Source organism: Sulfuriflexus sp., assembly GCF_032250955.1.
Taxonomy (GTDB): Bacteria; Pseudomonadota; Gammaproteobacteria; order AKS1; family AKS1; genus Sulfuriflexus.
Map to the genome: position 1 here is coordinate 21,520 of NZ_JAVVES010000014.1, position 20,379 is coordinate 41,898.

Here is a 20,379-nt window from a genome sequence, read left to right on the forward strand (position 1 = left end):
CACATGAATAATATCGACCTTTTACTGCACGCCCGCTGGCTTGTTACCGTTGACGCCGACGACCGTGTCCTCGACAACCATTGCCTGGCCATTCAAGCCGGGGAGATCATCGATATCCTCCCCACCGCCGAGGCAGCCACGCGCTACGTGGCCAGGCAGCAACAATACTTTGAGCAGCATGTGCTGATGCCGGGAATGATAAACACGCATACCCATGCGGCGATGAACCTGATGCGCGGCATTGCCGATGACCTGCCACTCATGGAATGGCTGGAACAGCATATCTGGCCGACCGAGGCCAGGTGGGTGAGTAGTGAGTTTGTGCGCGACGGCACCCGCCTGGCCATTGCCGAAATGCTGCGCGGCGGCACCACCTGTTTTAATGATATGTATTTTTTCCCGGATGAGGTTGCCCGTGTTGCCAGCGAGGCCGGCATCCGCGCGAGCATCGGCTTGATTGTGATCGACTTTCCAACGGTTTGGGCCAACGATGCCGGGGAATACATCAGCAAGGGCCTGCAGGTTCATGACCAGGTCCGTGACAATGCCCTGATTACCACGGCCTTCGCCCCGCATGCCCCCTACACCGTATCGGATGCGCCCTTACAAAAACTCAATATGCTCGCTGAAGAACTCGACATTCCGGTACACATGCACGTACATGAAACCAGTAATGAAGTGAATACCGCCCTCAAAAATAACGGCCAGCGTCCGCTTGACCGCCTGCACGAGCTCGGTCTGCTATCGCCACGCCTGCTGGCCGTGCACATGACCCAGCTCTCGGCCGCGGACATTCAGCTTGTCGCCGCAACGGGGACGCATATCCTGCATTGCCCGGCGTCCAACCTGAAACTGGCCAGCGGGTTTTGTCCTGTTCAGGATCTGCTCGATGCCGGGGTCAATGTTTGCCTGGGAACAGACGGCGCCGCGAGCAATAACGGCCTGGATATGTTCGGGGAAATACGCCTCGCCGCATTGCTTGCCAAGGGGGTGTCCGCTAACCCTTGCAGTGTTGATGCCTTCACCGCGCTGCGCATGGCAACCATTAACGGTGCCCGGGCTCTCGGCATTGACGACATCACCGGCTCACTCGAAACGGGCAAGGCCGCCGATGTCATTGCCATTGATCTGGCGCATATCGAAACGCAACCAACGTTTGAACCTGTCTCGCAAATTGTTTATGCCACCGGCCGCCAGCATGTCAGTGATGTCTGGATTGCCGGCAGGCAACTGCTTCGTGATGGCGTCCTCACCACGATGGATGAAAAGGCCTTGCTGGACACAGCCCGGGCCTGGACTGAACGGATTCTGCAGGAGGCGGACTAGAGCACCACGTAGTCGCGCTGACGCAGTTTTTCCAGCTCTGCCGGTGCATAGGGCACGAGCTCAATAAACCCGGGCACATCATGGTTTTTCAGGCCTCGTTTGCGCATGACGCTCTGGCACATCTTGATTTCGATAACATTGTAGGCATCAAGCTTGGCTGCCAGGTCAACAATTTCCCGGTATTTAGGGTAATTATTGATGGCAAAGATATCGATCTCCGGGCCGTGCAGAACCATGGCAATATTCGCTTGTTCACTGGCCGGTCGCGGGGCCTTGGCCAGCTTTTCGGCACGGCGCAACAAGGCGTGAATTTCTTCCGGTTTGTGCAGGACAATATCGTAGGCAAAACGCTGCTCACCTGATGGTGACCAGGGGGCCTTATCGGGAACCTCGCTCGTCGGGCCAGCATTGTCGTCGGCCACGACTGCCTCAGGCCAAAGGCTGTCGTGGGTCATCCAACCGCTGACGGCGAGGAAAATAAGCAGGTAAGCGCTTTTTCGCATAGGCAGACTATCCCTGATCTTTGCCATGATGACAAGCCGCCGCCATCGGCGGGCCAGATCGTATATAATGGCGACTATCGAGTATTTATCCGAATACAGCAATACGGAGTAACACAGTGACAGCAGAGATCACGATAGAACACAACCCCTCCCCGGCAAAGCTCGAGGTCATCGGCGTCTACGACTGGCCTATCTGGACCAAGGAAATCTCCACCTTTGCCTGGAATTATGATCAGCAGGAAAAATGTTACCTGCTGGCCGGCGATGTCATCGTTACCCCGGATGGTGGTGAGCCGGTCCATCTTCAGGAGGGTGACCTGGTGACCTTCCCCGCCGGCTTGTCCTGCACCTGGGACGTCCGCGAAGAAGTGGAAAAACACTACGATTTTGGTTAATAACATGAATCAAGCCAATGTAGACACGGCCGAAATCGCCAAATTTGAGGAACTCGCGCACCGCTGGTGGGACCCGAACAGCGAATTCAAACCGCTGCACGAGATCAACCCCTTACGCCTCGACTATATCGACACTCATTGTGGCGGCCTGGCGGGCAAGACGGTGCTCGACGTCGGTTGTGGCGGCGGCATTCTCTCCGAAAGCATGGCCTTGCGCGGTGCCACGGTCACGGGTATTGATATGGGTGAGGCGCCACTCTCGGTCGCCAGGCTGCACATGCTCGAATCGGGCGCCTCACTGGACTACCGCCAGCTCACAGCCGAGGCGCTGGCCGCGGAGAAACCCGGCAGTTTTGATGTCGTCACCTGCATGGAAATGCTGGAACATGTTCCTGAGCCGGCTTCGGTCATCCAGGCCTGCGCGACGCTGGTCAAGCCCGATGGCCACGTATTTTTTTCCACCATCAACCGCAACATGAAGGCCTACCTGCTGGCGATTGTCGGCGCTGAATACATTTTGCAGATGTTGCCCAAGGGCACGCATGATTACGCCAAATTTATCCGTCCTTCAGAACTCGAGGCCTGGATACGCTCCGCAGGCCTGGAATTACAGGCCCTCACCGGGATGAGCTACAACCCTTTGAACCGGCAATACAGCCTGGGCAAGGACATCAGCGTTAATTACCTGACGCACTGCACCCCAGCCTGAGTACACAAGGTCATGGCAGTAAGCACACTCCGAACCGTCCTCTTTGATCTGGATGGTACCCTGCTGGATACCGCGCCCGACCTGGCCGCGGCACTAAACCAGCTGCTGGTCGAAAACCAGCGTGACACCCTGCCCTTTGAGACCATTCGGCCATGGGTTTCCCATGGTGGCGCGGCACTGATCCATTACGGCTTTCAGCTCGAAGCGGAACACGCCGCCTTCGCTCCCCTGCGCCAGCGATTGCTCGATATCTACCGGGATAACATCGCCAACCTGACCCGCTTGTTCCCGGGCATGGCCGAGGTCTTGAACACCCTTGAAGAGCGTCAATTAAAATGGGGCGTGGTCACCAACAAGCCCGGCTGGCTTACCGAACCACTCCTCGAGCAACTCGGCCTGCAACCACGCTGTGCCTGTATCGTCAGCGGTGACACTCTCAAGGAGCGTAAGCCTCACCCCGCACCCTTGCTGCATGCCTGTGCCCTGACCGGCAGCCGTGCCGATGAATGTCTGTATATTGGTGACACCCGGCGAGATATCGAGGCGGGTAGAAATGCGCAAATGAAAACCCTCGTCGCCCTGTTTGGATACCTCGGCGTGGATGACAGGCCAGAGGAATGGCTAGCGGACGGCATGCTCGAGCAGCCCGCGGACATCCTCAAGTGGCTGGCGGCAGACGCAGGAAAGCAAGTCGGGGGCCTGAATTGAAATCCGGCATATTTGCCCGCAAAATAACACCTCTACCACCAGTCAGTCCGGCATGACTAGCCAGAGGCACGCATGACAGGCAAGGCAGAAACGATCCCTGCACGCATCGCCGCCCTCAAGGACACTTACGTCCGTCAGCTTCCACAGCAGGCGGATGAACTGGGTAACCTCTGGCAAGCCATCAGGCAACACGGCTGGATCGGGAACGACGCTAACCGCTTCCGGGTTCTGGTACACCGCCTGGCCGGCACTGCGGGCACCTTCGGGCTCTTGTCACTATCGGATTATGCACAGGGTCTGGACAAGCTGCTCGACACCATCGCCTTCACCAGGACGAGGCCCGCTGCTGAAGACGTCAAAAGGATTGGTCAACTGCTCCATACATTGCTAACAGAATTCAATATGATTAATGCTTCGTTCCAGGACTCCGGCGAACGCGATCCCAGACTTGAGACAGCGTCCGCCATAGCCGATCTTATCGCCAACATGAGTCATGAACTCCGTAGTCCGCTCAATTCCATTCTGGGTTTCTCCCAGTTACTGGAAATGGACACGGAAAAAAATCTGACGGCACAGCAAAAAGACAGTCTCAAACCCATTCTCAATGCCGGCTGGCACTTGCTCGACCTGCTCAATGAGGTTATCGATCTGGCAGAGATTGAGGCCGGCAAAGCACCGCTGGCCATGGCCGGTATTGATATCCAGACCGTTATCCGCCAGGCGATCTCACTTACCGGGCAGGCCGCAAGAGACCGGCATATCACTGTTCATAACCAGCTCGACAACAATGCTACAATGGTTCTGGCTGATGCGGGGCGACTGCGCCAGGTACTGGTTAACCTCCTCTCGAACGCCATTAAGTACAGTCTTGAACAGACCGATATTGCTATCAATGGCCACCGGGATCAGGATGCCACTGTGGTGTTATCAATAAACTACACGGGGGCTGGTCTTCCCGAGAAGGATAGTCGGGATTTATTTACAAGCTTTAACCGCCCTCCAGGCAGTGAAGGCCCCGATCTCGGGCTGGTTATTTGCCAGCAACTCATAAAGCGGATGCATGGCGAGATCGGTGCATATAATAGTTCCGACGGCGGCAGTACCTTCTGGCTTAAACTGCTGGCCGCGGCGGACGACACAAACGACAAAGAGCAACCTGTAGCGGATTAAACATGGATATCTCCCAACTTATTATTACCCTGAGCATCGGTGCTGCCACTGCTGTCGCTGGTTACCTTTTCGGGCATATTCGCGCCCACAAGAACATTTCCGAACTGCGTGAAAAAAACACCGAGCTTAAAACCACGCTGGAGATGGAGCGCATCAGCCATACTGAAAAACTCGCGCACATCACCGAGGCGCGCGAACAACTCAGCGAGGCATTTTCATCACTTGCCGGCAAGGCCTTGTCACAAAACAACGACGAGTTCCTGAAACTCGCCCGGGAAAACCTGAAACAGTTCCAGATCAATGCGCACAATGAACTTGAGAAGAAAGAAAAGTCCATCTCCGACCTGGTCAGCCCGATACGTGAGGCGCTGAACAAGACCGAAAAACAAATCCGTGACATGGAGAATGAACGTAAACAGGCCTATGGTTCGCTCAAGCAACACCTGGAAACGATGGCCATCTCGCAAACCCAGTTACAAAAGGAGACGCGCAACCTTGTTACCGCCCTGCGCCGCCCGGAGGTTCGTGGGCAATGGGGTGAAATGACCCTGAAGCGCCTTGCTGAACTGGCCGGCATGGTTGAGCACTGTGACTTCTACGAGCAGGAGCATGTCGATACCGAAGAAGGCAGGCTGCGCCCGGATATGATTATTCGCATGCCGGATCGACGTGAGATCGTCGTTGATGTCAAAACCCCGCTGGATGCCTACCTCAATGCGGTAGAAAGCAATGATGACATCGTCCGCGAAGAACAACTCAAGCACCACACCCGCAAGGTGCGCGAACGCATCCGTGAGCTATCGGCGAAGGCCTACTGGAACCAGTTCGAACGTGCGCCCGATTTTGTTGTGTTATTTATCCCCGGCGATCAATTCCTCAGTGCCGCCCTGGAACGGGACCCGGCCATCCTTGAGGACGCCATGAGCAAGCAGATCATCCTGGCCACGCCGAGCAGCCTGGTTGCGCTGCTCCGCGCCATTGCCTTTGGCTGGCGCCAGGAGGCACTGGCTGAAAATGCGGATCGCATTCGCGACCTTGGCGAGTCCCTGTATGAACGTCTGGCCGGCTTTAGCACCCACCTGTTCAAGCTCGGCAACTCACTCGGCAGCAGTGTTGAAAATTTCAATAAAGTGGTGGGCTCATTTGACAGTCGTATCCTGCCCAGTGCGCGTCGCTTCAAGGAGATGGGGATTAGCGAGAAAAAGGTCATCAAGGAACCTCAGCAGATTGACAAGATAACCCGCCATGTCACCGAACCAACCGAATAGGCAAGCCGCTTGTCAGTGATTCAATTCCTTATCAATGGCCTTGCGAGTGTCATCATAAAGTTCACTGGCCTTGTCGCCGATTTTATCGCCCAGCCCCGGCTCGACAAACGGGTTACTGAAAATATCGACCTCGCGGCCAATATTGACACCAAACCAGAGTCCTAAAGCCATGCCGGCAAGCAGCCCGATAACAATTCCATTGAGAGTTTTCATATAAGAAGTAAGATCCCGATAATGTCAGAAGCCAGCAGCATACCAAGTCCCGAAACCACGTCAAGTCAGCAGGCCTACGCTTATTGTCGTGATCTCGCACGTTCCCACTACGAAAACTTTCCGGTCGCCTCGCGCCTGTTACCCGCACAGCTCCGCGAACCGATCAGCGCCATTTATGCCTTTGCCCGCATCGCCGATGATATTGCCGATGAAGGCATGCTTGATCCGCAACAGCGGCTTGATGGCCTCAAGGAACATGGTCGCCAACTGGAACGGGCACTCGCGGGTAACACAGACGTGGCGCCGGTGTTTATCGCCGCTGCCGACACGATTGTCCGTCACCAGCTCGACAAGCAACTCTTTCATGACCTGCTTACGGCCTTCAGCATGGACATTACCACACGCCGCTACAGCTGCTTTAATGAACTACTCAGCTACTGCCATTACTCTGCCAACCCTGTCGGACGCCTGTTGATCCAGCTGGCCGGCAAGGACAGTCCCGTTAACCAGCAATATAGCGATGCAATCTGTACTGCCCTGCAGCTCATCAATTTCCAGCAGGATATTGAGCAGGACCTGCTGGAAAATGACCGTATCTACCTGGCGCAGGATGAGATGCAGGCAGCAGGCATCAGTGAACAACAACTGCACGAACGCGAGAACAGCCCGGCCCTGCTGGCATTCATGCGCCAGCAGTACCGACGGGCTGATAAGATGCTGCTCTCCGGTTATCCGCTGGTCAATATCCTCGGCGGTAGACTCGGTCTGGAACTCAGGGTAACCGTGCTGGCCGCCCATCGGGTCGCCGCTAAGCTTATGCAGCAAAAAGACATCTATGCCCGGCCCCGCCTCGGCAAGCGCGACTGGTTCCTGCTCGGGCTCCAGGCACTGTTTGCCAGGCAACCGCTTATTGATGCCTGATTGCCAATCCGCTAGAGTCCTTGTCCATGAAGCCCGATGAATACTGCCAGGAACGAGCCGCCGCCAGCGGCTCAAGCTTTTATTACAGTTTCCTGTTCCTGCCAGCAGAGAAACGTCAGGCCATAACCGCACTCTATGCCTTCTGTCGCGAGGTCGATGATTGTGTCGATGAGTGTTCTGACCCGGTCATTGCCAGGCAGAAACTGGACTGGTGGCGTAGCGAAATTGCGCGTGTCTTCCATGATCAGCCCCAACACCCCGTAGGTATCGCCCTGCATACCAGCCTCGGGCATTTCCAGCTGAACGAGGCATACTTTCATGCCATTATTGACGGTATGCTCATGGATATAACGCAACATCACTATGCGACGTTCGAAGATCTGTCCCTGTACTGCTATCGCGCGGCCGGCGTCGTTGGCCTGCTGGCCGCCGAGATCTTCGGCTACCAGAATGCACAGACCCTCGACTATGCACGCCACCTGGGTACAGCCTTCCAGCTAACCAACATCATTCGTGACGTCCGCGAAGATGCCCAACGTGCACGTGTCTACCTGCCGGCGGAAAATCTGCAACAATTTGATCTCAGCCGCGAAGACATTCTGAATGCCAGGCAATCCGTCAATATGTGGAAGATGCTGCAATTTCAGTTACAGCGTGCAGAAGGTTATTACGAACAGGCCTTTGCCTGTTTGCCAGAAGAAGACCGTTATACCCAACGCAGTGGCATTATCATGGCCGCTATCTACCGCCGTTTACTGGAGCAAATCAAGGCCCGGCCGCTGACGGTCTTGCAACAACGCGCCTCACTGAGTCCGCTACGAAAATTCTGGGTCGCCTGGAAGACCGATCGCAACGAGAAACGTCGCCGGCAGCAATTTGTTCGGCATAACCCCTGATATGACAAGCCCGGCATCTGAACCTGTCATTATCATCGGCGGTGGCTGGGCCGGCCTGTCGGCCGCCGTGCGACTTGCCGACAACGGCCAGCAGGTCAACCTCTTTGAATCCGCCAAACAACTCGGGGGGCGCGCCCGTTGCGTGCCGTTCTCGGACCACACTGTCGACAATGGCCAGCACCTGTTACTGGGGGCCTATAGCGAAACCCTCAACACCATGCGCACCTGTAACACCAGGATCGACGAGGTATTACTGCGCCGTCCTCTGCACTGGAAAATGCATAATCGACACGGACTGGATGTAAACCTGCAGACGCCCAGGCTACCGGCCCCCCTTAATTTTCTGTTTGCCATCCTGCGTACGCAGGGTTACACGCTGACAGAACGACTCCAGACCTTGCGCTTCATGTATGCACTGCACCGCCAGGGCTTTGCCATTGATAAGGACATGAGTGTCGCCGTCTTGTTAGCGAAGCAACCGGCACGCGTCATTAGCACGCTGTGGGAGCCCATGTGTCTCGCCGCCATGAATACACCCATTGAGATGGCTTCGGCACGCATCTTTTTGAATGTTATGCGCGATAGTTTCACGCGACGCGCGAGTGATGCCGATACGCTTTATACCATCCGTGACATGGGCCGGCTTTTTGTCAAACCGGCCATCGACTTTATTGAATCCCGGGGTGGACAGGTCCGACTGGCGCAACGCGTCGACAGCCTGAATATCAATAACAACGTAATACGTGCTGTTCAGGTTAATAATAGACACGTTGCCGCCTCCCGGGTGATCCTTGCCGCCTCTCCGACTAACAGTCAACGTCTGCTGGCCGGACACAAAGCGCTCGCATCCATCAGTGAGAATCTGCAACAACTAACATATCAACCGATTTGCACCGTCTACTTGCAATACCCGCCATCGGTCTTGCTGCCCGAACCCATGCTCGGCCTGCACGGCATGACCGGGCAATGGCTCTTCGACCGCCGCTTTAGCGGCCAGGCGGGGATAATGGCTGTTGTGATCAGTGCCGATGGCCCGCATATGCGACTCGATACCGAAACCCTCGCCCAACTGGTCAGCGATGAATTGGCCGAATCCTTCAACTGGCCCGAGCCAGAGAAGCATCTTGTGATACGTGAAAAGCGCGCCACCTTCTGTGCCAGTGTTGATGTTGATACCCTGCGACCGGCTATGACAACACCGGTTGAGGGCCTGTGGCTGGCTGGTGACTATATACGCTCACCCTACCCGGCAACACTCGAAGCGGCCGTGCGCAGTGGGGTACAATGTGCCGACACCATTATTCAACATTCAAAGCGGAAACCAGCATGACCCAGCCAGCCACTCTCCCCGAAAACTACACCGCACGCCCCGATCTGCTCAAGGAGCGGGTAATACTGGTCACCGGTGCCGGAGACGGGATCGGACGTGAGGTCGCGAAGGCCTATGCGGCGCACGGCGCCAGCGTGATCCTGGTTGGCCGCACGACCCACAAACTCGAGGCCGTCTATGATGAGATCGTCGCCGCCGGCAACCCGCAGCCCGCGATCTTCCCGATGCAATTACACGAGGCCGGGGATGAGGAATACGCCGGGCTGGTGGGCGGCGTAGTCAATGAATTTGGTCGTCTCGACGGGCTGGTCAATAATGCCGCCGAACTGGGCAGCCTGACACCCATCGACCACTATACGCTGGATGTCTGGCAGCGCACCCTGCAGGTTAACCTGACGGCCCCGTTTTTACTGACCCGGGCCTGCCTGCCGCTCCTGCACCAGGCCCCGGATGCCGCGATCCTCTTCAGTAGCACGGATCAACACGAAAAAACCGCTGCCTACTGGGGCGCCTACGGCGCATCAAAGCAGGCCCTGGATGCATTTATGCGTATTCTCGCCGATGAACTTGAAGGCAACACCTCGATCCGCGTCAATGCCGTCAATCCCGGTGCCCTGCGTACCCACCTGCGAAGCAAGGCCTATCCCGGTGAAAACCCTAATAGCCTTCCCGAAGCCAGTGCTGCCGTGCCGGCCTACCTCTACCTGATGGGCGAGGACAGTCACGGGCTTCATGGGCAGCTCGTAAATGCACAAAAAACGAACAATTCCACTTAATTATAATTGGTTTATGTCAAAAAACGGCCGGGCGGCAAGACCTTGCCGCGTCATATTTCCGTCAAACTCTCACCTGTAGCGTTTATACCTTTGTAATTTATTGTTTTAAATGCTTTTTTTATTTCATAAAAAATGGCATGATATTCGCAGTGACTTGTTCAGGTTTTATATCAATCGGTAACACAAGATGGCGAGAATTTTACACAGCGAAAGTCTGCAGCCCGCTAACCAGGCAATCGAGACGGCCCTGCCTTCACAGGTAGCCCAGAGACCGAGGCATGAGAGCAGCATTGAATGGGAGTTGAGCCGCAAGTTACAGACTTCTCTCGATATTAAGCAGCTCCTGAACTACTTTTTCGAGGCCATACAGGCCGAGCTGTCCTGTGCGCATTTTTGTTATGAGCACCCGGAATCCGAGATTGAATGCAAACAGGCGAAAGCCGCCCGGCATACCTGTAATTACCAGCTCACCCTCGCTGACGAGTCACTCGGTCGGCTCCAGTTTTCACGTGGCCGCCGCTTTACGTCTGCGGAACTGCATCGCATCGAAGACCTGCTCTGCCTGCTGGTCTATCCTTTACGTAATGCCCTGTTATACAAGTCTGCATTGCAACAGGCCATGCGCGATACGCTGACCGGCACGCTGAATCGGGCGGCATATGACACGATGCTGGCAAAGGAAATCGATATTGCCAGGCGTCATGACACCCCATTGTCATTGCTCGTGCTTGATATCGACCATTTCAAAAAAATCAATGATACCTACGGTCATGCCATGGGCGACAATGCCCTGAAAGCCATGGTCAAGCGCATTAACAGCAAGATTCGCAGTTCTGATATCCTGTTCCGCTATGGCGGTGAGGAATTTACCATCGTTCTCAACAATACCGGCATAGATGGCGCCCGGTTACTGGCCGAACGTATCCGGGAGGCCATCGAAGAAATGGTCTACATCAATAATGATGTAAGCATGCGCTTTACTGTCAGTATCGGGATTTCTACCCTGACCAGGAGTGAATCAGGCGATAGCCTGTTTGATCGTGCTGACAAGGCGCTCTATAAAGCAAAACGCAGTGGTCGAAACCAGGTATTATTCGCCGGATAACCCTGGAAAAACCGGTAGTTATACAGTTTTTTTGCTGTTCTTTGACAAGGTTCGCACTTTTTTTGACCACGGCAACTATACTCTGGTTACGAAAACCCGCATTCCGAACAGGAAAGTATCATGGAACCAGCCTTGCAACGCATCGACAAACTCACCGAACAGCGTTACCCGCTCGTCTATTTCGAGACCCTGCACAGCACGCACGTCACCGAAATGTTCAAGAGCCTGTCACTCGCCACAAGCAAGGCCATTTATCACTGGACAGCAGATAGCGGCCTGTATCGTATGGATGCCAGCCATATCATGATTCCGCGAACACAAAGCCCCCGCCACTTGCTCGAGCTCATTCAGGGCACACCGCACTTTGGCGTTTACCTGTTAAGTGATTTCGGTGAAGTCTTGCAGGAACGCCCCATCATTGACCTGTTGAAGAAGATTATCGCTGCCTATAAGGATCATCCGAAGATGATCATCATGACGGGCAAGGACATACAGATCCCTGCCGAATTGCGCCCCTCGGTGGCACATATCCGCCACACTACACGTAGCGATGCCGAGACAGATACTCCCCGTAAAGCCAGCTAGTTACACCTTAGCCAAGCCCCGATTTTTTACAGGCCTTCGCCAGACAGCAGGTGTCGCAACGCGGCTTTACCCGGCACACATCCTTGGCGTGCAAAACCAGCAATGCATGATATTCATTAAACATTTTTACCGACTCTTTACTGAGGCTCTTCTCAAAAATGCAACGCAGGCTTTCATAATCACTATCGGCACCACTGACACCGAGTCTCGAGAAAATTCGCCGTGTATATGCATCGATCACAAACACCTTGCGTGAAAAGGCATACAGAATAATGTCGTCAGCTGTTTCCGGACCAACACCGTTCACTGTTAATAACCGTTGCCGCAAGGTATCTGTTTTAAGTCGTTTCAATAAATCATAACCACCTTCCTCAACATACCATTGGCAAAAATTGCGCAGGCGTCTGGCCTTGATATTGAAGTAGCCGGAAGGTTTAAGCCAGTTGGCAAGCTGCTCATGCGAACTGGCCAGTATCACTTCCACTGACAGCGCCGAGGCTGATTTAAGGTTTGTGATTGCTTTTTCGACATTAACCCATGAGGTATTCTGGGTCAGGATAGCTCCGACCATCACTTCAAAGCGTGATTCGGCTGGCCACCATTGCTGAGGCCCATAGGCATTGCGCAACTTCTGATAAACGGACTTAATCCGCATAGATCTGTCTACTGTCGTTTAGAACGACGAAAGGGGCGACCATGATGTTTTCGCGCACCAGTACTCCTCTTTTCACCGGTGGCGGGCAGTTCGAGTCCCACACTTGTATAGAGGGTCTGCAACTCGGCCTCTTCAAGGTCACGCCACTTGCCTGGCCGCAGGCTGCGCGGCAGCAACAGCTCACCAAATCGAATCCGCTGCAAGCGGCTAACACGCACACCTTGTGATTCCCAAAGACGCCTGACCTCACGCTTGCGACCTTCCCGCAAGATCACGTGATACCAGTGATTGGCACCGGTGCCACCCGCATCGACAATCTTGTCAAAATGCGCGACGCCATCCTCCAGCTCAACACCTGCCTGCATAGTCCGGAGCATGTCGTCGGTGACTTCACCGAGCACACGTACGGCATACTCGCGCTCAATCTCGGCAGAGGGGTGCATCAGCTTGTTGGCGAGTACACCATCGGTAGTGAATAGCAGCAGACCGCTGGTATTGATATCCAGCCGCCCAACGGCAATCCAGCGAGCCGATTTCAGTTTCGGCAGGTTGTCGAAAATACTGGCGCGCCCTTCGGGATCATGGCGGCTACAAATCTCGCCTTCCGGCTTATGGTAAATCAATACCCGAGGTTTATTCCCGGCAAACTTGAGACTGATGTAACGTCCATCCAGCTTGATGTTGTCACTTTCTGTAACACGATCAGCAAGCATGGCGGGTTTACCATTAATGGTCAGGCGCCCTGCCCCGATCCAGCGTTCCATCTCGCGACGCGAACCATAACCGGCATTGGCCAACAGTTTGTGAAGTTTTTCACTCATAGGTCCGGCCCTTACTGGAGAGGCTGCTCGTCTTCCTGTTCATGAGCTTCCTCAGCCCCTGTATCAGCCTGTGGATCGGCATCGGCATCTGCTTCTGTATCGGCCTCGGCTGCGGCAAGTGGCGCATCCGCTTCACCTGCCATCTCCATACCGGGCAACTGCAGATCCAGTTCTGCATTGATGCTCTCAAAGTCACGCAACTCGGTCAGGCTCGGCAGTTCATCAAGGGACTTCAGATTAAAGTAATCCAGAAACTCTCTGGTCGTCCCGTACATGGCTGGCTTGCCAGGCACGTCACGGTGCCCGATCACCTTGATCCACTCACGCTCGGTCAGGGTCTTGATAATATTGCTGCTGACGGCCACACCACGCACATCTTCTATTTCACCACGGGTAACCGGTTGCCGGTAGGCAACCAGTGCCAGGGTTTCCAGCAAGGCGCGCGTATACCGCTGCGGTCTTTCCTCCCACAGGCGGGATATCCATGGCGCCATATCCTCCCTGACCTGCAAACGGAAACCACTGGCAACCTCGCGTAGTTCGATACCGCGATCCTTACAATCTTCACTGATTGCATCGAGCGCCTCACGGATGTCTTTTTTCTCGGGCTGGAATTCGCCTTCAGCAAAAAGCCCCATGATGCGTTCAATCTTCAATGGCTGACCCGCTGCAAGCAACGCGGCCTCAACAACTTTTTTTATAATATCCGGGTTCATATCAATCCAGGTCTGTTATGTCTTCGGGCAACTCAACCTTATCGGCTGAGGCCGCTTTTACATAGATAGGTCCATAGGGTTCATTCTGGACCATTTCAATCAAGTGCCCCTTGAGCAGTTCAAGAATGGCCAGCAGGGTAACAACCACACCTGAACGACCTTCTTCCAGCGTAAACAACTCACCAAATCCCGTGAACTTGTCTGTGCCAAGACTACTCAGGACATTCGACATCCGCTCGCGCACCGAAAGAGGTTCCATCTGAATGTGATGATGTGAATACATCTCTGCCCGTTTAAGGACTTCCTGAAAGGCGAACAGGACATCCTTCAGGTCGACTTGCGGTGGCAATTTCGTTGTACCGACTTCCGGTGTCGGAATCTCGACGCTGTGAATTTCACGATTCATGCGCGGCATCTCGTTGAGATTCTCGGCAGCCTGCTTATAGCGCTCGTATTCCTGCAGGCGTCGCACCAGTTCGGCACGCGGGTCTTCTTCCTCGCTCTCTTCGCTTTCCCGGCGCGGCAATAACATGCGTGACTTGATTTCCGCCAGCATGGCAGCCATCACCAGGTATTCGGCGGCAAGCTCGAATTGCATTTCCTTCATCAACTCGACGTATTCCATGTACTGGCGTGTAATCTCGGCGATCGGCACATCCAGCACATCAAGATTCTGGCGACGAATCAGGTATAAGAGCAGATCCAGCGGGCCCTCGAAGGCATCAAGAAAGACCTCCAGTGCATCCGGCGGTATATACAGATCCAGCGGTAATTCTGTAATCCTTTCACCCTGGACAATGGCAAATGGCATCTCGGCCTGTTGCGGATGAGTCGTCTCACCATTCGCATCAGGTTGCTGCACCTCTTCCGGTTCTGCATCAGGCTGTTCGGCTGCAACTGCCTGTGTTGTTTTTTTAGTCATGGATTGTCCGCTTAACGGTAAGCCAGGCCCATCGCCTGTCGTACTTCATCAATAGTCTGCCTGGCGACATCGCGCGCCTTTTCCGAGCCTTCGTTAATAATATTACGAACCATGTCAGGATCTTTAATATACTCCTGCGCACGCGCCTGTATCGGGGCAAGTTCTTCATGAATAGCATCGATGATGTGCTGCTTGCAATCCAGGCAACCGATAGCGGCCGAACGGCAGCCCTGTTGCACTTCTTCAAGCACAGCCTCATTGCTGTAGACCTTATGTAACTGCCAGACCGGGCATTTTGCCGGATCACCCGGGTCGTTGCGGCGAACCCGCGCCGGATCAGTCGGCATGGTGCGCAACTTCTGTTCGACGGCGGCCGGCGTTTCACGCAGGTAAATCGTGTTGTTATAGGATTTGGACATCTTCTGTCCATCCAGTCCCGGCATCTTCGAAGTCGGCGTTAGCAGCGCATGCGGCTCGGGCAGAATGATCTTGCCGCTGCCCTCAAGATAACCAAACAGGCGCTCACGGTCGCCAAGGGTAATATTCTGTTGTTCTTCGAGCAGGGCACGCGCGGTTTCGATAGCCTCGTGATCACCCTGTTCCTGGTAACGACGCCGCAGTTCCCGGTACAGCTTGGCGCTCTTCTTGCCCATCTTCTTCGCGGCTGCCTCGGCCTTGTCCACAAAATCCGGTTCGCGACCGTATAAATGGTTAAAGCGACGGGCGACCTCGCGGGTCAGCTCGACATGCGCTACCTGATCTTCACCGACCGGCACCTGACCGGCCTTGTACATGAGGATATCGGCACTCTGGAGCAAGGGATAGCCGAGAAAACCATAAGTGGCGAGGTCTTTTTCCTTGAGCTTTTCCTGCTGGTCCTTGTAACTCGGCACCCGCTCCAGCCAGCCCAGCGGCGTCATCATCGATAGCAACAGGTGCAGTTCGGCATGCTCGGGCACGCGAGACTGGATAAACAGGGTGGCGTTGCCCGGGTTAATGCCACAGGCCAGCCAATCGATGACCATGTCCCAGACACTATTGGCGATAATGCTCGGGTCTTCGTAGTGGGTCGTCAGGGCATGCCAGTCGGCAACAAAAAAGTAGCATTGATATTCATGCTGCAACTTGATCCAGTTCTTGAGAACGCCGTGGTAGTGACCGAGATGGAGTTGTCCTGTGGGCCGCATGCCAGACAGCACGCGGTCATTCTGACCGGGGATAGAACTCAACGAAACCTCCCAAATAGGCCCGTAACTCCGGGCGACACCTGATTCTTGTTCTGACCGCCATTCGCGGACGGCATGATTATACCTGTTTTGTGGGTCATGGTCAGTTCACAAATGACTTGAGAGTGAGCCCGTAACCCGCAATGCAAGATATTTATATTCAATAGGTTATGAATTATTCTTAATGTCAGGTAACAGCATCGGTCGGGCCCAGCCCCTGGCGGCGTATCTGAACATCCCCTTCTGACAAATCCAGTACCGTCGTCGGTTCCACGCTACAAGGCCCACCGTCGATAACCAGGTCAACGTGGTGTTCCAGAATCTCGCGAATGGCACTGGCGTCATTCAGCGGCCGGTCCTCATCGGGCAGGATCAAGGTCGAGCTCATGAGCGGTTCATTGAGATCCGCCAGCAGGGCTTGCACGATAGCGTTATCAGGCACCCGGATGCCAATGCTCTTGCGTTTCGGGTTCCACAGCCGTTTTGGCACTTCGCGAGTCGCCTTGAATATAAAGGTATATGGCCCGGGAGTGAGCGACTTCATGAGCCGGTAGGCCTTGTTATCGACCTTTGCATAGGTGGAGATTTCCGACAAATCGCGACAAAGTAGCGTGAAATCGTGTCTTTTCGACACCTGCCGGATACGCGCCAAACGCTCCAGGGCCGCCTTGTCGTCAATCTGGCAACCGAGGGCATAGCTGGAGTCAGTCGGGTAGACAATCACCCCGCCCTGGCGAATGATCTCAACCGCCTGGTGGATTAAGCGTCGCTGTGGATTGTCCGGGTGAATCTCGAAAAACTGGCTCATTTACCAAGCGACCTCATCCCTGTCTGCCAATACTCGCTTTCCCAGACGGGAAGACAGCCTGCCGGCATCTCCCGCAATCGTCCCAGTTCGATCCACGGATTCTCCGGGCCATGGTAGTCACTCCCCTGCGAAGCCAGCAAGCCCTGGCGCCGGGCATGGGCGGCCATGCTCTGGCAGTCATCCTTGCTGTGGCTGCCGGACACGACTTCCATAGCCATGCCACCGCATTCGCGAAATTCGCCCAACAGCACCCGCAAGCGGGTTGCCGTGATCCGGTAACGCGCCGGGTGTGCGACCACGGCCAGGCCTCCGGCGACCGTGATCCAGCGCACGGCCTCTTCCAATTCCGCCCATTTTCCGGGCACATAACCTGGCTTGCCACGGACCAGGTAGTGCTTGAAGACCGCACGTATTGACTCGGCATAGCCTTTTTCGACCAGAAAACGCGCAAAATGCGTGCGACTCACGAGTTGCCCCTTGGCATAGGCGCGCGCGCCTTCCAGGGCACCCGGAATCCGTTTCTTCTCCAGGCGGTGGGCGATTTCCTCGGCCCGCCACTCGCGAAACTCACAAAGCCTGGCCAAGCCTGCCTGCAAGTCGGCATTAGCGGGATCCAGGCCCAGGCCGACGATATGAATGGTCTGGCCATTCCAGCTTGCCGAGACCTCGATACCGTTGATCAGCTCCAGCTTGCCGGCTGCGGCCTGCCGTGCCTCGGCAAGCCCGGCTGTGGTATCGTGATCGGTCAGCGCAAGCACCTGCACGCCCTGCTCGTGGGCACGCGTGACCAGCTCGGTGGGGGTAAGTGTGCCATCAGAGGCCGTACTGTGTGAATGCAAGTCAAATAACATAGGGCCGTCATTGTATAGGGATTCTGGCAAAACACACCCCCTTATGCGGCGGAATGCCAATTCGCCCGGGACTCGTGCATAATAACCGGGCAAAAACCATCAGGAGCGCCGCCCAGCGGTAGATTAGTACTCAACCATGAAAATGCTGTTCGATTTTTTTCCGATTATTCTGTTCTTCGCCGCCTTCAAGCTGTCCGGCAATGACATGATCGTTGCCACCCAGGTCGGCATCGCCGCCACTTTCCTGCAGGTTGCCATTCACTGGTTACGGCATCGACGTTTTGAAAAGATGCACCTGATCACCCTCGCCCTGATTAGCGTCTTCGGCGGCATCACCATTTACCTCGATAACCCGCTCTATATACAGTGGAAGACGACTATCCTGGAGTGGGTCTTTGCGCTGGCCTTTCTTGGCAGCCACTACATCGGCAAGGACAATTTCGTCAAACGCATGATGGGCAAGGCCTTGACGGCACCGGATAGTGTTTGGGCCAAACTGAACTTTGCCTGGGTCGGGTTCTTTACCCTCATGGGATTTATTAACATTTATGTCATTTATAATTTCAGCCAGGAGGCCTGGGTAAACTTCAAGACCTTTGGCATGCTCGGTCTGACCTTTGTCTTTATCATCGCCCAGGGAGTCATGCTGTCGCGTTATGTCGATAGCAATCAAGTTGATTCCGAGAACAACGACAAGGTCGAATGAATATGTATTACGCGATCATCAGTGAAGACATTGAAAACAGCCTGGACAAGCGTCTCAGTGCACGGCCGGCGCACCTGGCGCGTCTGGAACAATTACGTGATGAAGGTCGCCTGCTGATTGCCGGCCCGCACCCGGCCATTGACAGCGAAGACCCGGGCGCAAACGGTTTTACAGGGAGCCTGGTGATAGCCGAGTTTGCCTCGCTTGAAGCGGCGCAGGCCTGGGCCGATGCCGATCCTTATCTCGAGAGCGGTGTTTATGCCGGGGTAAAAGTAAAACCCTTCAAGAAGGTATTACCATAATGGATAACAGCAAGCGTATAGAACAGATCAAACAACGTCTCACCGATGGACTAAATGCCGAAAACGTCGATGTTGTCGACGAGAGTCACTTGCATGCCGGCCATGCCGGGGCGAAAACCGGTATGGGACATTTTAATGTTACCGTCATCGCGGATGCCTTTGCAGGCAAATCGCTTATCGAACGCCACCGCCAGGTCTATACTGCGCTCGGTGACATGATGCAGACAGACATCCATGCACTTGGCATCAAGGCCTATACACCGGAAGAGTTATAAACACCACCTACCCGAACAACAAGGATTACCATGAACGGAAAACTGATTGCAGCCTGTATAATCCCGCTTATCCTCAGCGCCTGTAGTGGTGAAGGTAAAACACCGGCTACTGACGGGCAGAAAGAAGACTCGCCGAGCGCGATTTCGGCTACTGAAACAGACAGTACAGTCGCGGTCGTTAATGGCAAGCCCATTTCCGAGCGGCTTTTCGAGGCCTACCTGAAACAGCGTGAGGACGCCCTTTCTGCCGGCGCCACACGCCAACGCATCCTTGATGAAATGATTAACTTCGAACTCGTCATCCAGGATGCGCTCGCCAACGACCTGGACAAAAATCCGGATATTGTTACCGAACTGGAATTGCAGCGTCGCAATATCCTGGCCACTGCTGCCTTTCGTGAGCACGTGCGCAAGAATCCGATCACTGAGGAGGATATGCGCAAGGACTACGAATCACGCATGGCCGACCTGACTATGACCGAATTCAGGCTTCGCCATATCCTCACCGAGGACGAGACTGGCGCCCAACAGGTGCTGGCCAGGCTGAATAAGGGAGCTGACTTCGTCGACGTCGCGAAGGAATACTCGACCGGGCCGTCTGCGTCCGAGGGCGGTGACCTGGGCTGGCAAGCGGAACCCGATGTATTGCCGGAATTCCGCGACAAGCTCAACGACCTGAAAAAAGGTGAGTATGCCAGGGAGGCCATCCAGACCCGTTTTGGCTGGCATGTGCTCTACCTCGAAGACCGGCGCGATAACCCGCCGCCGGCCTTTGCCGAAGTCAAGGAGCAGGTAAGGGAAATTTTACAGCGGCGTCAGATAGAGGAATACATCGTTGAACTGCGCCGCGATGCCGAAGTCGAAATCATCAAACCGGCTACCGTCATGCCTACGCCGGCACCCGAGCCACTGCAGCCAGATGGCAAGCCCGACATCATGATGAACAATTATTAATCCACCACCGGGGGCGGAACTGCGGCATCATGACGACAGCAGAACAACGGCAACGTCTGCAGCGTTGGCGGGACGCAGAGAATATCTGCCGGCCCTGCACAAAGCCGGAGAAGGCAGCCGCTACGCTGAATCACGACAACCCTCTCAGTTGCGGCTGCCACTGCGAGAGTGTTGCCAATCTCCTCGCCAGGGTGATACAGCTTGATGTCGAAATCCGTCGGCTACAAGGTCAATAAGT

At 55.0% G+C, this 20,379-nt stretch carries 26 protein-coding genes; 17 read left to right on the forward strand and 9 right to left on the reverse strand.

Going from position 1 to position 20,379, the window contains the following annotated elements; genetic code table 11:
- The first annotated feature begins 3 nt into the window (after positions 1–3).
- Positions 4–1,326 (forward strand): TRZ/ATZ family hydrolase, encoded by a 1,323-nt coding sequence (locus RQ738_RS03960; RefSeq protein ID WP_314162171.1) that lies wholly within the window; start codon positions 4–6, stop codon positions 1,324–1,326.
- On the opposite strand, the gene RQ738_RS03965 is transcribed toward RQ738_RS03960, so the two are convergent.
- Positions 1,323–1,829: a DsrE family protein gene (locus RQ738_RS03965; protein ID WP_314162173.1), complete on the reverse strand. Its 507-nt coding sequence runs from the start codon at positions 1,827–1,829 to the stop codon at positions 1,323–1,325. The genes RQ738_RS03960 and RQ738_RS03965 overlap by 4 nt on opposite strands.
- 116 nt (positions 1,830–1,945) lie before the next feature.
- Here RQ738_RS03965 and RQ738_RS03970 point away from each other — a divergent pair, with 116 nt between their 5' ends.
- The 5 genes from RQ738_RS03970 (at position 1,946) to RQ738_RS03990 (ending at position 6,079) form a co-directional block, all read left to right on the forward strand.
- Complete coding sequence (locus RQ738_RS03970) at positions 1,946–2,224, forward strand: cupin domain-containing protein (RefSeq protein ID WP_314162175.1); 279 nt, start codon at positions 1,946–1,948, stop codon at positions 2,222–2,224.
- 4 nt (positions 2,225–2,228) lie between these two features.
- On the forward strand, positions 2,229–2,933 hold the full coding sequence (gene ubiG, locus RQ738_RS03975) for a bifunctional 2-polyprenyl-6-hydroxyphenol methylase/3-demethylubiquinol 3-O-methyltransferase UbiG (RefSeq protein WP_314162177.1): 705 nt from the start codon (positions 2,229–2,231) through the stop codon (positions 2,931–2,933).
- 12 nt (positions 2,934–2,945) lie between these two features.
- Positions 2,946–3,641: a phosphoglycolate phosphatase gene (gph, locus tag RQ738_RS03980; protein ID WP_314162179.1), complete on the forward strand. Its 696-nt coding sequence runs from the start codon at positions 2,946–2,948 to the stop codon at positions 3,639–3,641.
- 72 nt (positions 3,642–3,713) lie between these two features.
- Complete coding sequence (locus RQ738_RS03985; RefSeq protein WP_314162181.1) at positions 3,714–4,811, forward strand: HAMP domain-containing sensor histidine kinase; 1,098 nt, start codon at positions 3,714–3,716, stop codon at positions 4,809–4,811.
- 2 nt (positions 4,812–4,813) lie between these two features.
- Positions 4,814–6,079 carry a DNA recombination protein RmuC gene (locus tag RQ738_RS03990; protein WP_314162183.1) on the forward strand — a complete coding sequence of 422 codons (1,266 nt, stop codon included), beginning with the start codon at positions 4,814–4,816 and terminating at the stop codon, positions 6,077–6,079.
- Positions 6,080–6,091: 12 nt separating this feature from the next.
- Here RQ738_RS03990 and RQ738_RS03995 read toward each other — a convergent pair whose 3' ends face one another.
- Positions 6,092–6,292, reverse strand: coding sequence for a hypothetical protein (locus RQ738_RS03995; protein WP_314162185.1), 201 nt, complete (start codon positions 6,290–6,292; stop codon positions 6,092–6,094).
- Between the two features lie 21 nt (positions 6,293–6,313).
- On the opposite strand from RQ738_RS03995, the gene hpnC reads away from it, so the two are divergent.
- From hpnC to RQ738_RS04025, 6 genes are all read left to right on the forward strand, one after another.
- Positions 6,314–7,213, forward strand: coding sequence for a squalene synthase HpnC (gene hpnC / locus RQ738_RS04000; RefSeq protein WP_314162186.1), 900 nt, complete (start codon positions 6,314–6,316; stop codon positions 7,211–7,213).
- 26 nt (positions 7,214–7,239) lie between these two features.
- Entirely contained in the window at positions 7,240–8,109 is an 870-nt protein-coding gene (gene hpnD, locus RQ738_RS04005; RefSeq protein ID WP_314162187.1) for a presqualene diphosphate synthase HpnD, read from the forward strand.
- 1 nt (position 8,110) lies between these two features.
- Positions 8,111–9,439 (forward strand): hydroxysqualene dehydroxylase HpnE, encoded by a 1,329-nt coding sequence (gene hpnE / locus RQ738_RS04010; protein WP_314162189.1) that lies wholly within the window; start codon positions 8,111–8,113, stop codon positions 9,437–9,439.
- Positions 9,436–10,215: a YciK family oxidoreductase gene (locus tag RQ738_RS04015; protein WP_314162190.1), complete on the forward strand. Its 780-nt coding sequence runs from the start codon at positions 9,436–9,438 to the stop codon at positions 10,213–10,215. Before hpnE ends, RQ738_RS04015 begins: the two co-directional genes overlap by 4 nt.
- Before the next feature lie 187 nt (positions 10,216–10,402).
- The gene (locus tag RQ738_RS04020; RefSeq protein WP_314162192.1) at positions 10,403–11,320 is read left to right on the forward strand and encodes a GGDEF domain-containing protein; all 918 of its coding nucleotides are present in this window, start codon (positions 10,403–10,405) and stop codon (positions 11,318–11,320) included.
- A gap of 120 nt (positions 11,321–11,440) precedes the next feature.
- Complete coding sequence (locus tag RQ738_RS04025) at positions 11,441–11,905, forward strand: hypothetical protein (protein ID WP_314162194.1); 465 nt, start codon at positions 11,441–11,443, stop codon at positions 11,903–11,905.
- A 7-nt stretch (positions 11,906–11,912) separates the two neighbouring features.
- Here RQ738_RS04025 and RQ738_RS04030 read toward each other — a convergent pair whose 3' ends face one another.
- From RQ738_RS04030 to RQ738_RS04060, 7 genes are all read right to left on the reverse strand, one after another.
- On the reverse strand, positions 11,913–12,560 hold the full coding sequence (locus tag RQ738_RS04030) for an endonuclease (protein WP_314162196.1): 648 nt from the start codon (positions 12,558–12,560) through the stop codon (positions 11,913–11,915).
- An 8-nt stretch (positions 12,561–12,568) separates the two neighbouring features.
- A complete protein-coding gene (rluB, locus tag RQ738_RS04035; protein ID WP_314162198.1) occupies positions 12,569–13,381 on the reverse strand; it encodes a 23S rRNA pseudouridine(2605) synthase RluB in 813 nt (270 codons plus the stop codon).
- Positions 13,382–13,392: 11 nt separating this feature from the next.
- Positions 13,393–14,097 (reverse strand): SMC-Scp complex subunit ScpB, encoded by a 705-nt coding sequence (gene scpB, locus RQ738_RS04040; RefSeq protein WP_314162200.1) that lies wholly within the window; start codon positions 14,095–14,097, stop codon positions 13,393–13,395.
- Position 14,098: 1 nt separating this feature from the next.
- Positions 14,099–15,019 carry a segregation and condensation protein A gene (locus tag RQ738_RS04045; protein ID WP_409929521.1) on the reverse strand — a complete coding sequence of 307 codons (921 nt, stop codon included), beginning with the start codon at positions 15,017–15,019 and terminating at the stop codon, positions 14,099–14,101.
- Between the two features lie 11 nt (positions 15,020–15,030).
- Positions 15,031–16,248 (reverse strand): tryptophan--tRNA ligase, encoded by a 1,218-nt coding sequence (locus RQ738_RS04050; RefSeq protein ID WP_314162201.1) that lies wholly within the window; start codon positions 16,246–16,248, stop codon positions 15,031–15,033.
- 184 nt (positions 16,249–16,432) lie between these two features.
- Positions 16,433–17,053 carry an L-threonylcarbamoyladenylate synthase gene (locus RQ738_RS04055; RefSeq protein WP_314162202.1) on the reverse strand — a complete coding sequence of 207 codons (621 nt, stop codon included), beginning with the start codon at positions 17,051–17,053 and terminating at the stop codon, positions 16,433–16,435.
- Positions 17,050–17,904 (reverse strand): PHP domain-containing protein, encoded by an 855-nt coding sequence (locus RQ738_RS04060; RefSeq protein ID WP_314162203.1) that lies wholly within the window; start codon positions 17,902–17,904, stop codon positions 17,050–17,052. Before RQ738_RS04060 ends, RQ738_RS04055 begins: the two co-directional genes overlap by 4 nt.
- A 136-nt stretch (positions 17,905–18,040) precedes the next feature.
- Here RQ738_RS04060 and RQ738_RS04065 point away from each other — a divergent pair, with 136 nt between their 5' ends.
- Genes RQ738_RS04065 through RQ738_RS04085 form a run of 5 tightly spaced genes read left to right on the forward strand, consistent with a single transcriptional unit; the run spans position 18,041 to position 20,377 of the window.
- Positions 18,041–18,610 carry a septation protein A gene (locus tag RQ738_RS04065; protein WP_314162205.1) on the forward strand — a complete coding sequence of 190 codons (570 nt, stop codon included), beginning with the start codon at positions 18,041–18,043 and terminating at the stop codon, positions 18,608–18,610.
- Positions 18,611–18,612: 2 nt separating this feature from the next.
- Entirely contained in the window at positions 18,613–18,912 is a 300-nt protein-coding gene (locus RQ738_RS04070) for a YciI family protein (protein WP_314162229.1), read from the forward strand.
- Positions 18,912–19,187 carry a BolA family protein gene (locus RQ738_RS04075; RefSeq protein WP_314162207.1) on the forward strand — a complete coding sequence of 92 codons (276 nt, stop codon included), beginning with the start codon at positions 18,912–18,914 and terminating at the stop codon, positions 19,185–19,187. Before RQ738_RS04070 ends, RQ738_RS04075 begins: the two co-directional genes overlap by 1 nt.
- 30 nt (positions 19,188–19,217) lie before the next feature.
- Positions 19,218–20,141 carry a peptidylprolyl isomerase gene (locus tag RQ738_RS04080; RefSeq protein WP_314162209.1) on the forward strand — a complete coding sequence of 308 codons (924 nt, stop codon included), beginning with the start codon at positions 19,218–19,220 and terminating at the stop codon, positions 20,139–20,141.
- Between the two features lie 29 nt (positions 20,142–20,170).
- Positions 20,171–20,377, forward strand: a complete 207-nt coding sequence (locus RQ738_RS04085; RefSeq protein ID WP_314162210.1) for a hypothetical protein — start codon at positions 20,171–20,173, stop codon at positions 20,375–20,377.
- Positions 20,378–20,379: the final 2 nt, after the last annotated feature.

Excerpts from the sequence above, each read along its gene's own strand:
- RQ738_RS04055 (WP_314162202.1), bottom strand. The coding sequence starts at position 17,053 with ATGAGCCAGTTTTTCGAGATTCACCCGGACAATCCACAGCGACGCTTA.
- RQ738_RS03960 (WP_314162171.1), top strand. The coding sequence starts at position 4 with ATGAATAATATCGACCTTTTACTGCACGCCCGCTGGCTTGTTACCGTT.
- hpnC (WP_314162186.1), top strand. The coding sequence starts at position 6,314 with ATGTCAGAAGCCAGCAGCATACCAAGTCCCGAAACCACGTCAAGTCAG.
- RQ738_RS04030 (WP_314162196.1), bottom strand. The coding sequence starts at position 12,560 with ATGCGGATTAAGTCCGTTTATCAGAAGTTGCGCAATGCCTATGGGCCT.
- rluB (WP_314162198.1), bottom strand. The coding sequence starts at position 13,381 with ATGAGTGAAAAACTTCACAAACTGTTGGCCAATGCCGGTTATGGTTCG.
- RQ738_RS04075 (WP_314162207.1), top strand. The coding sequence starts at position 18,912 with ATGGATAACAGCAAGCGTATAGAACAGATCAAACAACGTCTCACCGAT.
- RQ738_RS04020 (WP_314162192.1), top strand. The coding sequence starts at position 10,403 with ATGGCGAGAATTTTACACAGCGAAAGTCTGCAGCCCGCTAACCAGGCA.
- RQ738_RS04045 (WP_409929521.1), bottom strand. The coding sequence starts at position 15,019 with ATGACTAAAAAAACAACACAGGCAGTTGCAGCCGAACAGCCTGATGCA.
- RQ738_RS03995 (WP_314162185.1), bottom strand. The coding sequence starts at position 6,292 with ATGAAAACTCTCAATGGAATTGTTATCGGGCTGCTTGCCGGCATGGCT.
- hpnD (WP_314162187.1), top strand. The coding sequence starts at position 7,240 with ATGAAGCCCGATGAATACTGCCAGGAACGAGCCGCCGCCAGCGGCTCA.
- ubiG (WP_314162177.1), top strand. The coding sequence starts at position 2,229 with ATGAATCAAGCCAATGTAGACACGGCCGAAATCGCCAAATTTGAGGAA.
- gph (WP_314162179.1), top strand. The coding sequence starts at position 2,946 with ATGGCAGTAAGCACACTCCGAACCGTCCTCTTTGATCTGGATGGTACC.
- RQ738_RS03965 (WP_314162173.1), bottom strand. The coding sequence starts at position 1,829 with ATGCGAAAAAGCGCTTACCTGCTTATTTTCCTCGCCGTCAGCGGTTGG.
- RQ738_RS04085 (WP_314162210.1), top strand. The coding sequence starts at position 20,171 with ATGACGACAGCAGAACAACGGCAACGTCTGCAGCGTTGGCGGGACGCA.
- scpB (WP_314162200.1), bottom strand. The coding sequence starts at position 14,097 with ATGAACCCGGATATTATAAAAAAAGTTGTTGAGGCCGCGTTGCTTGCA.
- RQ738_RS04070 (WP_314162229.1), top strand. The coding sequence starts at position 18,613 with ATGTATTACGCGATCATCAGTGAAGACATTGAAAACAGCCTGGACAAG.
- RQ738_RS03985 (WP_314162181.1), top strand. The coding sequence starts at position 3,714 with ATGACAGGCAAGGCAGAAACGATCCCTGCACGCATCGCCGCCCTCAAG.
- RQ738_RS04080 (WP_314162209.1), top strand. The coding sequence starts at position 19,218 with ATGAACGGAAAACTGATTGCAGCCTGTATAATCCCGCTTATCCTCAGC.
- hpnE (WP_314162189.1), top strand. The coding sequence starts at position 8,111 with ATGACAAGCCCGGCATCTGAACCTGTCATTATCATCGGCGGTGGCTGG.
- RQ738_RS04060 (WP_314162203.1), bottom strand. The coding sequence starts at position 17,904 with ATGTTATTTGACTTGCATTCACACAGTACGGCCTCTGATGGCACACTT.
- RQ738_RS03990 (WP_314162183.1), top strand. The coding sequence starts at position 4,814 with ATGGATATCTCCCAACTTATTATTACCCTGAGCATCGGTGCTGCCACT.
- RQ738_RS04015 (WP_314162190.1), top strand. The coding sequence starts at position 9,436 with ATGACCCAGCCAGCCACTCTCCCCGAAAACTACACCGCACGCCCCGAT.
- RQ738_RS04025 (WP_314162194.1), top strand. The coding sequence starts at position 11,441 with ATGGAACCAGCCTTGCAACGCATCGACAAACTCACCGAACAGCGTTAC.
- RQ738_RS04065 (WP_314162205.1), top strand. The coding sequence starts at position 18,041 with ATGAAAATGCTGTTCGATTTTTTTCCGATTATTCTGTTCTTCGCCGCC.